We start from the raw sequence: 13112 nt of genomic DNA, 5'->3' as shown, positions 1-13112 counted from the left end.
CAGCTTTGTGACGAAGGCAGTATTTTTCGGTCCTTGGGCGACCCGGCATGACGCAGTCGAATGGCATACAGCAAGGTCCCATGTTAGTTAGGCTTCCCTTAGCTGAGACCCCGATCACAAAGTGCCAAGATGAAGCCATGCGCATGGATCACGTCTCTTACGCTTGTGAACGAGATGGCCTTTTGGCCACTACCGAACGAATTTCCGCAGCTCTGGGAGTGGACGCAGTCCGGGGCGGAGTGCACCCGCGCTTCGGTACCCGGAACATGATCATTCCCTTGGCGGATAACAAATACCTGGAAGTCGTAGAGGTCCTGGACCATCCTGCTTCTGACAAGGCACCCTTTGGCCAGGCAGTCCGTGCACGCTCGGCGGCCGGCGGCGGTTGGATGGGCTGGTGCGTCGCCGTTGACGACCTCGCCCCCTTCGAAAACCGCCTTGGCCGTTCCGCAGTTCCGGGCAACCGCAAGTTCCCGGATGGCCGCGAACTCGTGTGGCAGCAGATCGGCATTCTCGGCTTGATCGCCGATCCCCAGGTGCCGTACCTGCTCAAGTGGGAGGGCGACCCCTCACTGCACCCGTCCAAGGTCTATGACAGTGACGTCAAGATGTCCAGCCTCACCATTGCGGGCTCGGCGGAACGCGTTACCGAATGGCTGGGCGAACCCGTTGAGAAGCCGCTCGAGGACGTCGCTGTCCAGTGGATGGCCCCGCACGGTACGCCTGGCATCATGTCCGTCACTTTCGAAACAGCCTCCGGCGCCGTCACCATCTGACCCGTCACTTCCCTTGGGGGCCTGCTCCCCTCCCCGGTCCTGTGTGTCCGGTCAAGCTTCGGCCGCCATCAGCGGGTGCCAACGACGTCACCCACCGATGGCGGCCGAATTTCTTTAACCGCCCGCCTAACCAAGGCCTATCGCCTTGCCGAAGAGGCTGAAGCCAACGAACGCGACGATGTCCAGCAGCGCATGCGCAATCACCAAAGGCATCACCCGCTTCGTCTTGGTATAGATCCAGGCGAAGACCAATCCCATGGCGAAGGTGCCGATGAACGGTCCGAAACCTTGGTACAAGTGGTAGCTGCCACGAAGCGCCGCGCTTACCACAATGGCCAACGGGGTGCTCCAGCCGAATTTTCCGAAGCGGTCCAGGAGGTAGCCGACGACGATCACTTCCTCAACGATCGCATGGCGAACGGCGGAGAGAATCAGCACAGGCACAGTCCACCAGTAAGCCTCCAGGCCGCTGGGCACAATGGCGGTGGTGATTCCGAGGGCACGGCCAGCAGCGTACAAGCCAAGTGAAGGGATGCCAATGGCGGCTGCGAGGCCCAGCCCCTGCAAAAGGTCCTTGCCCGGGCGCGCGAAATTGAATCCCAATCGGGCAAAGCCTGAGCCACTGGCACCTTCCCGGCCACCCTGTGAATGCGATGACAGGAAGTAGAACACCAGGACCACCGGAACCAAAGCGAAGATAATGTCCAGCAGTTGGTACGTGAGATCGAAATACTCGCGGGTGCTTTGGGACCTGTTAAGCGTCGAAGTTGCCTCGGACAACGGCGCGCGTGTCATCTTGTCCAGAAGTTGCACCACGGAGTACACAGCTGATTGGCCCAACGACAGGCCAAGTACGATGAGTACTTCGGCGCGCAGGCGGCGGCGGGAAGCAAGGAGCATGTACCTATCTTGCCCGCAGTTCCTGCCACTTTGCCGTGAACTGCGCACGTTCGGGTTTCACCCGCAGGCAGACCCTATGCTTGGTGGGATGAGTGCCCCAGGGAGAATCTTCATGATCCGGCACGGCCAGTCCGCCGCGAATGCCGACACGTCAATCTACAACCGTGTGCCGGACTACCGCATCCCGCTCACCGAACTAGGAGTTGAGCAGGCACGGATAGCCGGCGAGGCCCTCAGGCGGAAGCTCGACGGCGAGCAGGTCTGCGTCTACGTGTCCCCCTACTTGCGGGCATACCAGACTCTTGAGGCGTTGGACCTCGGCCCGCTGATCGAGCGCGTGATCGAAGAACCCAGGCTACGCGAGCAGGACTGGGCCAACTTCCAGATCGCCGGGGAGATCGAGGACCAGAAGGAGCTTCGCAACCTTTACGGCCACTTCTTCTACAGGTTCCGCGAGGGCGAGTCAGGCTCGGACGTCTACGACCGCGTGTCCTCGTTCATGGAGACCCTTTACCGCCACTGGCAAAAGCCGACGTACGCCCCAAATACCCTGATGGTCACACACGGACTGACCATGAGGCTATTCTGCATGCGCTGGTTCCACTGGACTGTTGAGTATTTCGAGTCACTGAACAACCCGGACAACGCCGAACTACGCACACTGATAAGGACCGACGACGGCCAGTACAGTCTGGACGAACCGTTCAGCCAGTGGGTGCCAAGGGATGTTGACGATTCAGTGCTTCACGCGCCGAGAATGCGCTTCTAGCACGAACCACTTAGTTGCCGGGGGCGACGATGACTTCCGTGCCCTTGGCTTCGAACGCAGCCTTGTCCGCGGCGCTGATCCCGGCGTCCGTGATGAGGTGCCGGAAGTCATACCCGGCCATGGCGGCAAAGGAGCGACGGCCCACCTTGGAGGAGTCAGCAACCACGTAGGATTCAGTGGCCCGGCGCGCCATGACGGTGTTCACCATGGCTTCGCCTTCATCGGTGATGGTGGGGCCGAGATCGGGGTCAACGCCGTTGACCCCGATGAACGCGATGTCCAGGGCAACCTTCTGCATGATCACGTCGGTGTAGGGGCCCACGAGCTCGTAGGAGCGCGGATTGAGGATTCCCCCGGTAACCATGATCTTGATGTTCGGACGAACGGCGAGCTGCGAGGCTATGTTAATTGCGTTGGTTACCACCGTGAGAGTGGGCCTGTTGGACGGCGCGTTGAGGTCCTCACGGGTGGACAGCAACTGCGCCAGAGCCGTATTGGTGGTTCCCCCGCTCAGGCCGATCACCGCTCCGGGTCGGATCAGGGCGGAGGCGGCCAGGGCGATCTCCTGCTTGGCCAAGGCGTGGTCGTCACGGTTGTATCGGCCCGGGAGGTCGTAAGATACGGATCCGGTGGTAGCGCCACCCCGTGTACGGCTGAGCAGCCGTTGTTTTGCGAGGCTGTCCAGGTCCCGGCGCGCCGTGGCCGGTGACACGCCAAGCCGCGTCACGATGTCCTCGACTTCCACATGGCCGGATTCGGCCAGGAGGTCAAGGATGGCGGTCAGCCGATCGGTGCGGGTCATGACGAGCCTTTCGCGGGGTCTGGCTATTTCGCTTTGGCGAACAGCGTGAGCATACGTGCGGATTCCAGCACCAGCGCGTCCCGGCCGGCCTTGATGTACTTCCGGGAATCCACCACTGCAGGGTTGGCATCGAGGTACTCACGGACGGCGCGGGTGAAGAACCCGTTCAAATGTGTGGATACGTTGATCTTAGTCATACCTGCGCCGATCGCAGCTACGAGCATCTCGTCTGTGACGCCTGAAGAGCCATGCAGGACCAGCGGTTTTCCGACCGCCGACTTCAGCCGCGTAATCAGGTGCAGGTCCAGTGCTGCGCTGCGTTCGGTCATGGCGTGGGAGGAGCCAACGGCCACTGCGAGCGCATCCACACCCGTTGCTTCAACAAACGCCTGGGCCTCGTCGGGGTCGGTCCGGACACCGGGTGCATGGGCACCGTCCTTGCCTCCCACTTTGCCGAGTTCAGCCTCCATGTAAACGCCTCGCTCGTGGGCGTAGCGGGCTACCCGTTGCGTGACTTCGACGTTCCACTCATAGGGCAAGTGCGCGCCGTCGAACATTACGGAGCCAAAACCGAGGTCCACGGCCGCGATGGCGAGGTCCTCGGATTCGGCATGGTCCAGGTGAACCGCAACGGGCACCGATGCGTCGCGGGCGATCGCCATAGCCGCCAGAGCGATCGGTTCGAGTCCACCGTGATACTTTGCGCAGTTCTCCGAAATCTGCAGGATCAGCGGAACACCCGCTGTCTCGGCACCCGCCACCAGCCCCTCCGCTGTTTCCACGTGGATGACGTTGAACGCGCCTTGGCCCGTACCGCTGGCCGCGGCCTTGCCCATCAATTCCCGCGTGCTGACAAGCGTCACAGGGTCTCCTTCCATGTCACGATCAGTTGTTCTTCAAGTTCCTGATACCGCGGCGAGATCTCGCCCGCCGCAGGCATGAGCACAGCGGCGGCGGACCAGGCAGTAGCCCGGCGGAGAATCTCGCGGGGTTCGGTAACGCCTTCGGCGAGGGCGACGGCGGCAGCCGCCACACCGGCGTCGCCCGCCCCTGTGGGGTTGCCGCTCAGGGGCTCGGGGAGGCTGGCACTCCAGTACCCGCCCGGTGCTGCGTGGTCGAAGGCGAGCATTCCGTCCGCGCCGGCGCTGACGAGGACGGTGCGGGCACCCATGGCAATCAGCGAGAGCGCAGCGGCTTCCAGGCTCGACTGCCCCGTGGCTTCCGCGAGTTCGTGGTGATTCGGTTTCAGGACATCGGCACCGGCCTGGGCTGCGGTGATGATTCCGGGTCCGGAGGTGTCAATGATGGCCGGGATGCCGGCGTCGTGCGCCAGCTTTACGAGGGACGAGTAGAAATCGGCAGGTGCATCCGGTGGCAGGCTGCCGGAACCCACCAGCACAGCTGCCGCAGTTTCTCCGGCATCGCCGCGTACGGCTTTGACGACGGCGGCGGTCAGTGAGCGCCAGTCGTCCGGCAGGAGCGCCTGGCCTTCCTCGTTGAAGATGGAGGTCTCGCCCGCGACGGTGTCCACGAGCGCGATGCTGCGGCGGGTCTCGGCGGCGACAGACACCAGCGCGTGGGGCACGCCGCTGGTCCAAAGTTCGGCAGCCAGGGTCTGTCCAGCGGCTCCTCCCGTAGGAGCAATGGCCAGCACCGGATGCCCCACTTGGTGGACCACCCTGGCAACGTTGAGTCCTTTACCCCCGGCACGGCTGATGGGTGTGGGGACCCTGTGGCTGGCGCCTTCGGTGATTCCGTGGACGGTGTAGGTCATGTCGATGGCTGGATTGGGGGTCACGGTGACAATGCGGGTTGCGGCGTTTCGGGACGTTCCGGCCGCTGCTGGGCCGGTCATCGCGCACCGTCCAGGAGCGCACGTGCGTTCAATGCCGCGCCAAGGAGCCCGGCGTCCTGGCCAAGCTGGGCTTGGATGAGGCGCGGACGTCGTTGGAAGTCCAGGATCTGGTCAACCCGAGCGCGGAGCGGTTCCAGGAGGTCCTCGCCTGCTTCGGCCAGGCCTCCCCCGATCACTACCGCTTCAGTGCCGATGATGTTCACGCACTGGCAGATGGTGAAGGCGAGGGCGTCCACCGCATCCGCCCACACACGGGCAGCCATGGCATCTCCATTTTGGGAGCGGAGCAGGACGTCCCGGGCACCGTCCACGATGTTGCCCGACTTCCTGCTGTATCGCTTGGCGATGGCGCCTGCCGAACCCACGGCCTCGAGGATGGTGGCCCCTGGTGCTTGAGTTCCGGCTGCTTGAGTTCCGGCTGCTTCAGTTCCGGCGTCGGGGTCCGGTACCTGGGCGTGGCCGAGTTCACCGGCGAAACCACCGGCCGTGACGGCCACACCACCGGAGAAAACGGCGGCGGCGATTCCCGTGCCCACCACCATGACCACGACGTCATTGAACTCCTTGGATCCGCCAAAGGTGTGTTCCACCGCAGCGGCCGAGCGGACGTCGTGATCGAACGCCACGGGAAGCCCCAGCCTCTTCTCCGCCTCGGTGGTGAACGGGAAATTGCGCCACCCGAGGTTCGCGGAGTAGATCCCGATTCCTCCCACGGAATCCACAATGCCAGGGACGATGACGCCCGCTGCTTTGGCCGGGATATCCGGAAACTCAGAAGCAAGCTGGCGGGCGAGCTCCATCAGCTTGTCCAGTACGGCTTCCCCTGGGTGCGATGGATCCAGGGGCGTGGGGACCCGGCGCATGCCCAGGACATTTCCAAAGGCATCCACGAGTCCGGCTTTCACGTCGGTACCGCCAACATCGAAGGCCAGGACTGCTGATTCTGCATGCCCGAGAACCATGATGAGTGCCTAGGCGGAGGCGTCGAGAATGACGGAGCGCGTCAGGTTCCGGGGCAGGTCCGGGTTGAGGCCACGGACGCGCGCACGTTCCAGGGTCACTTTGTGAACGCGGGCCAGTTCAGCCAGCGGGTGCTTGTCCGTGTGGATGTACAGAGCACCCGTGGCGGCCATGTCCTTATCAAGGCCCTCGGGCTGTGCGCCAAACAACCAGGTCACGCGTCCTGGCGCCGCGATGGAGATGGGACCATGGCGGTATTCCATGGCCGGGTAGGACTCGGTCCAGCCCTGAACGGCTTCGCGCATCTTAAGTCCTGCCTCGTGGGCCAGGCCGACAGTCCATCCGGTACCGAGGAACGTGAATTGCTCAGCATCCAGAAGTTCCTGTGCCACGGGACCTGTCACTGCATCCCGTGCGTCCTCGATAGCCTGCTTGACGTCAATCCCAAGGCTGGTGAGCAAGTAAACCAGTGCCGAGGTCGCGAAGCGGGTCTGCACCACGGATCGCTCATCTGCATACGGGAGTCCGATCACGGCGTCGGCGAGCTGGACGATTGGCGAGGACGTATCGCCAATGATGGCAACAGTGGGGACGATGCCCTTCAGCCCGGCCAGGATCTCCAGCACCTCAGTGGTGGTACCGGACCGCGTAATGGCCACAACGGCGTCGTACTGGCGATCCGCGCTGTTGCTGTTCAGGAAAGCCTCCGACGCCGCGAAGGCATCCGTCACGCCTTTGCCCGCGGATTCACGGGCAGCAGCATAACTTTGGGCCATGAACCAGGACGTGCCACAGCCGATGACGGCGATCCGCTGGCCGTCGGCGGGAAGCAACTTCTCAGCACGGGCCTGGTCGATGGCCCGCTGCCAGACGTCGGGCTGTGATACCAGCTCTTCTTCCATGAAGGCGCCCAGTGTGTTCTCGCTCATCGTGTGTTTCGCTCCTGCTCAGCCAATGACGTTTTATGATCTATAGAAACACTAAACGATCAGTTTCGATCTCACAAGGATCATCTGCAGGAGTGGATCCGGTAATTGGGCAGCCCAGTAGTCAGGACGATGGCGAAGTGCTGGCAGGGGAAACGGCTACGAGCAGCAGGGAAGGCTAAACCTGTTCCGGTCAGCCGATGATGGGCCGCTCTTCGGGCAGGTTGAACAGGCGCGGGCGTGAAGATAGGGCGAGTGCCGAAGCGACCGTCACGGTGCCGATGCGCCCCGTAAACATCAGAACCATGAGCACCCACTCAGCCGAAGGAGGGAGGTTGTACGTGATTCCTGTGCTCATGCCGACTGTGGCGAAAGCCGAGATGGATTCAAACAGGACCTTCTCAAGGCTGTAGTCGGTGAACATGAGCAGCAGCATGGTTCCGGTAATGACAGCACCAATGCCAAGCAGCGCTACCGAAAGGGCCTGCCGTACCGAGGCAGGGCTGATGGACCGGTGGGCTATGGTCACATCGTCCCGTCCCCGGACTTCATTCCAGATGGCGAAAGCAAGGAGGAGGAAAGTCGTGATCTTGATTCCACCGGCAGTTCCGGCGCTTCCCCCTCCGATGAACATCAGAATGTCGCTGACCATGAGCGTCTCCGGTGAAGCCACTCCATAGTCGATGCTGTTGAATCCCGCGGTGCGCGGGAACACGCTTCCGGTCAGGGAACCGACGATCTTTCCCGGGATGGACAGCGGACCCAGGGTTTCGGCCCTGTTCCATTCGAACGCGGCGAACAATACGAAGCCGGCTATGAGCAGGAAGACCGTACCGAAGACTGTGAGGCGCAAATGTACCGTCCAGTTCCGGACCCGTAGTCCCCCGCCGTTGAGCAAATGGATGAGTACGGGAAAGCCGAGACCACCGGAAATGATGGCCAGGCAGATGGGGACCAGGATGTAAGGGTCTTCGCGGAAACTGATGAGGTTGTCACTGTAGAGCGCGAACCCAGCGTTGTTGAAGGCGGATACTGCGTGGAAGACGCCATGCCACAGCGCAACGGCTGGGTTGGAGTCGTAGGCGAGCCAGAACCTGACAGCCAGGATTGCAGCCGTTACCGCTTCAAAAACGACCATGATCCTTGCAACGCGAAAGAGCACGGAGCGGACATCGCCGAGGTTGAGGGTGTGCGTTTCTGACTGAACCACAAGCTGCCCGCGCAAGCCGATGCTTTTGCGGACGAGCAGCGCCAGCAGGGTCGCGAGGGTCATGATGCCGAACCCGCCAACCTGGATGAGTGCCAGAATCACGACATGCCCGAAAGGTGTCCAGTAGGTTGCCGTGTCAACGGTAACCAGGCCCGTGACACACGTCGCGGACACGGCGGTGAACAGGGCCGTCATGAGCGTGGCAGGCTCAGTGCCGTTGCGGGAGACGGGCAGCATGAGCAGTGCTGCGCCGAGGAGGATGACTGCCAGGAAAGCAAGGGGTACTGATCGGACTGGGTGTGAGAGGGCGCGCCTAAGGACGTTTTCACGTCGCGTCTGTGGGTCCCGGTGCTTCCACAACGTCCGTGCGTTGCCGTTCCCGGGTGGGGGTGGTCCAGGCGTGCGGGAGCGGAGCTTTGGGTTAGCCGACGGCTTCGGGTTAGCCGACATGGATGCCTGGGCGAAGGTTCGGGTCGGGTTCGTTTTCGCGGATGATTTCCCGGACGACGGGGGCAGTGTCGCCGCGGCCCAGCAGCAGGTATCGCATCAGGTGTGCCAGTGGATTGCCTTCGGACCATTCGAAATAGGCGTGGGGACGGACGCCAGTGGCGTTGCGCAGAGCCAGGAGGATCGCAGCAATCGCGTTCGGTGCGGCGGGGCTTTGGGCTCGCAGGATGCGGTGACCGGCAACTTCGACGCCGGTAACAGTGAGTGTGTCGCTGAAGCTGGAGGGGTCACTGACATCGATTTCCAGGAAGATGACGTCGGCGGAGCCAGGGACCGGGTTCATTTCGCGCTGGTCGGTTTCCTTGGCCGCGTATTCGGCAGCATCCCGTGCCTCGGGGCGGTTGGCGATGAGGTTGAGCCGGCCGTCGTAGTCGAGGGAATCTGCGATAAAACGACGCGCATTCTCGTCGAATTCGATGCGGTCCACGCGCAACTCGGTCGTCCGGCTAACCCGGGAAACGAGGGACACAACGATGATGCCCAGGATGAAGAAGCCGGAGATGGTGAGTCCATCAGGTTTCTCAATAACGTTCGCAATCAGGGCGTAAAGCAAAATGAGCGTCAGGACTGTAAAGCCGATTGCTGCGGGGCGTTGTTTTCGCCGGAGCGCGGAGATGGTCACGGCAGCCGATCCAGAGACCATCATGGCGAGGATCCCCGTGGCATAGGCCCCTGCCTGGGCGTTCACGTCTGCTTTGAAGCCGATGGTGATAAGTACGCTTAGGGCTGTGTAGACGAGGACGACGGGACGCACCGCCCGGGTCCAGTCCGGCGCCATGCCGTAGGACGGAAGATAGCGCGGGACGATATTGACCAGCCCCGCCATTGCCGATGCCCCGGCGAACCAGAGGATGAGGATACTGCTGATGTCGTATACAGATCCGAATCCTTCACCGAGCCTTTGATGTGCCAAGTAGGCAAGGGCACGGCCATTGGCTGCCCCGCCTTCCTGGAATGCTTCTGCCGGTATCAGGACGGTCGTGACGAAACTGCTGCCAATCAGATAGACGCTCATGATCACGGCAGCGGTCGTGAGGAGTTTGCGGGTGTTCCTGATACGGGCAGCCAGCCGTTCCTCGGGAGTCTTACCCTTCGCTGAGACCAGGGGCATCATGCTGACGCCGGTCTCGAATCCCGAAAGGCCCAGGACGAGGAGGGGGAAGGCGATAAGGGCAGGCAGGATCAGTCCGCCCAGGCCGCCTCCCGACGCGGCAGTCAGCGCTTCGGACCACGAGGACAAGAGCGCCGGCGAGGCTGCGATGTCCACGATCCCAACGCCGATGATGATGGCGTTCAGTCCCAAAAACACCGCCACGAGCGGGATCGCCACGGCGACGGCCTCACTGAAGCCCATCAGGAACACTCCGCCCAGGATCAGCAGGAGAACCACCGTCACTGGGACTGCTTGGCCTTCAAGGAAAGGCGGAAGGAAAGGGTTCTCGAGGAGGTGAACTGTTGCGTCGGCCGCGGACAGGGTGATGGTGATAATCCACGATGTCGCGACAAAGCCGAGAAGGACGAGTACGAAAATTTTGCCGCGCCAGAAAGGCAGCAGGTTCTCCAGCATGGCCACGGATCCCTGTCCGTGGGGGCTTTCCTTTGCCACCCTTCTGTACATCGGCAGCATGCCCAGCAAAGTCAGGGCGACGATTAACAGTGTTGCCAGCGGGGACAGGGCACCCGCCGCCAAGGCTGCTATGCCGGGCAGGTAGGACAGCGTTGAGAAGTAGTCGACGCCCGTCAGGCACATGACCTTCCACCAGCTTTGTTGCGTGGCGTGATCCTCAACGGATTCAGGACCGACGGGCTGATGGACGCGGTGTTCCAACAACCATCGCACCAGCGGATTTCCTGAGTGCTGTTTGCGTTCAGGAGTTGGGATGCTGTCCGGAATGTCCTTCCGGGCCGATGTTGTCACTGCCTCGTCTTCCTGTCTGCCAACGTGATCTCCGGGAGCGTAGCACCGGAGAAAATGTTGGCACAGGAAAATCGGGAAACCTTTACGGTTCCTTTACGCCTCGCGGGATGCTTGCGGCAACCCTTGCCGCCTCTTCGTAGCTGGAGGGTGATTGCTGACGGAAGGCAGAGTCAGCATCTTCGCGGAGCACGTCGGAGGCCAGCACCCGGACGTGAACAAGCTCGTCGTAGGCTTCGCTGCAGCCCAGGACATCTCCACGGACCTTGGGTCCGTGAGAACCCGGGTCAGGAGATACCTGGAAAATAATCCACCAGGTATCTCCGGCTTTGTCCTTGAAGAGGTAGCCCCCCGGAGGGCAATATGCAGCGCCGTCTACACCCCGGCCTCCGTAACCCTCCACTGAGTCCGGCAGCGCAGCGAACCTTACGCCGCCGTCGGTATCGTCTTGATGCGCGCCCATCCGCGAACACCTCCTTTATCAGCCGACGTGGACCCACGGGCGTTGGGTGACATCAGGCACCGCCTCCCGAAGCACTTCCCTGGTGACGGGAGCGATTTCACCTTCGCCCAGGAACAGGAAGCGCAGGAGGTTGGTGAAAGGATTTCCTTCCGTCCATCGGAAGTAGATGTGTGGCATGAGCCCCGTGACGTCCCGGATGTGGAGCAGGACAGACGCGATGGTGTTCGGTACGACGGGACCGTGGACCTCCAGGATCCGGTACCCGTGCCGCATCACACCGTGTACTTGCAGTTCCGTTTCGAAGTCCGAGGAATCGTCGACGATCACTTCGAGGAAGATGGCTTGTTGTTCCAGGGGCAGATGGCTGACCTCGATCGCTGAGGTGAGCTTGTCCCGGTACGCTTCGGCGGTGAGCCGGAGCGGTTCGTGGGCGATGATCGCGATGGGTCCTTCGAGGGTGTCGGACATGAATTCCAGGGCCTGGCGGTCCAAGTGGACGCGGGTGGCGTGGAGTTCGAAGGAGCGTCGGATGCGGGAGAGCAGGGAAATCACGATGATTCCCAGGATGAAGATTGCCGCGATCCTGATGCCTTCGGGGCGTTCGAAGATATTGGCGATGGTGGTGTAGGTGAAGACCAGGGAGATGATGCCGAAGCCGATGGTGCGTTTACGCTGCCTGCGTCGGCGTGCAGAGAGCGTGACCGCAACGGCTGCCGAGGTCATCAGCACCAGAACGCCGGTGGCGTACGCGCCGCCCTGGGCGTCGACGTCGGCTTCAAAGAGGAAGGTGATGAGGAAACCGACGAGAGTGAAGACAAGCACCAGTGGGCGGACGGCCTTGGCCCAGCCCGGAGCCATTCCGTAGCGGGGCAGGTATCGCGGGACGAGGTTCAGCAGTCCTGCCATGGCGGAGGCCCCGGCGAACCACAGGATGGCGATGGTGCTGATGTCGTAGATGCTGCCGAATCCGACGCCGAGATATTCGTGGGCGAGGAACGCCAGGGCGCGGCCGTTGGCTTGTCCGCCGGGTTGGAATTCCTGTTCCGGGATCAGGACGACGGTGATGAAACTGGTGGTGAAAAGGAATCCGCTCATGATGACAGCTGCGGTTGTGAGCATTCTGCGCGTTCCGCGGATGCGGCCCGCCGGGTTTTCCTCGGTGTCAGCCTCGTCTCCCCGGACCTGGGGCATGACGGCGACGCCTGTTTCGAAGCCTGAGAGTCCGAGGGCAAGCTTGGGAAAGACGAGCAGAGCGATTCCCACGACCATGATCGGGTCCCCGTGCGAGGTCCAGAGCGCGTTCCACCACCCGCCCATGGCGACCGGGTGCGTGAACACCTGGGTGAGGGTCACGACCACGACTATGGCATTGAGGCCCAGGTAAAGGACGACGAGGACAACAGCGACTCCGATGGCTTCCTTGAAGCCGCGGAGGAAGACGGCAGCCAGCAGCGCCAGGAGGAAGAGCGTAACGAGGATGTTCTGGCCCTGCAACCAAGCGGGGGCGACAGGGTTCTGAATCAGGTGTGCACTTGCGTCAGCGGCAGAGAGGGTCATGGTGATCATGAAGTCGGTTGCGGCGAACCCGAGCAGGATGAGGACGAAGAGCTTGCCGCCCCAGCGTGGCAGGAGCCGTTCAAGCATCGCGATTGAGCCTTCGCCACGGTGGCTTTCCCGGGCCACGCGGCGGTAGACGGGCAGGGCGCCCAACAAGGTGACGGCAATGAGCACCAGGGTCGCCAATGGTGAGATCACGCCGGCGGCCAGTGCTGCGATTGCCGGCTGGTAACCCAGGGTGGAGAAGTAATCGACGCCGGTCAGGCACATGACCTGCCACCACGGATGCTTCTTCTCGTTGGCCGCGGTTATTCCGCCGGGGCCCTGATGGGTGCCTTTGCTGTCCTGGAGCCCGAACAGCAGCCAGTTTTTCAGCGCGGCTTTTCCGGCTGGCTTGGGCGCCGAAGGGTCAGCAGGGGGCCTGCTCAACGTGGTCATTATTTCCTTTCCGCGCGGCACAATGCGCCGCGGT

General features: G+C 62.3%; 12 protein-coding genes. 2 read left to right on the top strand and 10 right to left on the bottom strand.

The features are described from left to right. Positions 1 to 137: 137 nt before the first annotated feature. The gene (locus VUN82_07555; GenBank protein XAS73682.1) at positions 138 to 776 is read left to right on the top strand and encodes a VOC family protein; all 639 of its coding nucleotides are present in this window, start codon (positions 138 to 140) and stop codon (positions 774 to 776) included. A gap of 126 nt (positions 777 to 902) precedes the next feature. Here the strand turns inward: VUN82_07555 and VUN82_07550 are convergent, their stop codons facing one another. Beyond that, the gene (locus tag VUN82_07550; GenBank protein ID XAS73681.1) at positions 903 to 1676 is read right to left on the bottom strand and encodes a type II CAAX endopeptidase family protein; all 774 of its coding nucleotides are present in this window, start codon (positions 1674 to 1676) and stop codon (positions 903 to 905) included. A gap of 112 nt (positions 1677 to 1788) precedes the next feature. On the opposite strand from VUN82_07550, the gene VUN82_07545 reads away from it, so the two are divergent. Then, positions 1789 to 2445, top strand: a complete 657-nt coding sequence (locus VUN82_07545) for a histidine phosphatase family protein (protein ID XAS73680.1) — start codon at positions 1789 to 1791, stop codon at positions 2443 to 2445. A 10-nt stretch (positions 2446 to 2455) separates the two neighbouring features. Here VUN82_07545 and VUN82_07540 read toward each other — a convergent pair whose 3' ends face one another. The 9 genes from VUN82_07540 to VUN82_07500 form a co-directional block, all read right to left on the bottom strand. Then, complete coding sequence (locus tag VUN82_07540) at positions 2456 to 3247, bottom strand: DeoR/GlpR family DNA-binding transcription regulator (protein XAS73679.1); 792 nt, start codon at positions 3245 to 3247, stop codon at positions 2456 to 2458. A 23-nt stretch (positions 3248 to 3270) separates the two neighbouring features. Next, the gene (locus VUN82_07535) at positions 3271 to 4125 is read right to left on the bottom strand and encodes a class II fructose-bisphosphate aldolase (protein ID XAS73678.1); all 855 of its coding nucleotides are present in this window, start codon (positions 4123 to 4125) and stop codon (positions 3271 to 3273) included. Beyond that, positions 4107 to 5102 (bottom strand): hexose kinase, encoded by a 996-nt coding sequence (locus VUN82_07530; protein ID XAS73677.1) that lies wholly within the window; start codon positions 5100 to 5102, stop codon positions 4107 to 4109. Before VUN82_07530 ends, VUN82_07535 begins: the two co-directional genes overlap by 19 nt. Continuing rightward, complete coding sequence (locus tag VUN82_07525) at positions 5099 to 6064, bottom strand: ROK family protein (protein XAS73676.1); 966 nt, start codon at positions 6062 to 6064, stop codon at positions 5099 to 5101. Before VUN82_07525 ends, VUN82_07530 begins: the two co-directional genes overlap by 4 nt. Before the next feature lie 9 nt (positions 6065 to 6073). Next, entirely contained in the window at positions 6074 to 6991 is a 918-nt protein-coding gene (locus VUN82_07520; GenBank protein XAS73675.1) for an SIS domain-containing protein, read from the bottom strand. 190 nt (positions 6992 to 7181) lie between these two features. Continuing rightward, positions 7182 to 8558, bottom strand: coding sequence for a potassium transporter TrkG (locus tag VUN82_07515; GenBank protein ID XAS73674.1), 1377 nt, complete (start codon positions 8556 to 8558; stop codon positions 7182 to 7184). A 79-nt stretch (positions 8559 to 8637) separates the two neighbouring features. Then, on the bottom strand, positions 8638 to 10623 hold the full coding sequence (locus VUN82_07510) for an amino acid transporter (GenBank protein ID XAS73673.1): 1986 nt from the start codon (positions 10621 to 10623) through the stop codon (positions 8638 to 8640). Between the two features lie 82 nt (positions 10624 to 10705). Then, positions 10706 to 11083, bottom strand: a complete 378-nt coding sequence (locus tag VUN82_07505) for a hypothetical protein (protein XAS73672.1) — start codon at positions 11081 to 11083, stop codon at positions 10706 to 10708. An 18-nt stretch (positions 11084 to 11101) separates the two neighbouring features. After that, positions 11102 to 13078 (bottom strand): amino acid transporter, encoded by a 1977-nt coding sequence (locus VUN82_07500; GenBank protein XAS73671.1) that lies wholly within the window; start codon positions 13076 to 13078, stop codon positions 11102 to 11104. Between the last annotated feature and the right edge of the window lie 34 nt (positions 13079 to 13112).

It is taken from the genome of Micrococcaceae bacterium Sec5.1 (assembly GCA_039636795.1).
In the GTDB taxonomy this organism is placed as follows: domain Bacteria; phylum Actinomycetota; class Actinomycetes; order Actinomycetales; family Micrococcaceae; genus Arthrobacter.
Note: the sequence above shows the minus strand (reverse complement) of the source record. Positions and strands in the feature narration are given on the sequence as shown.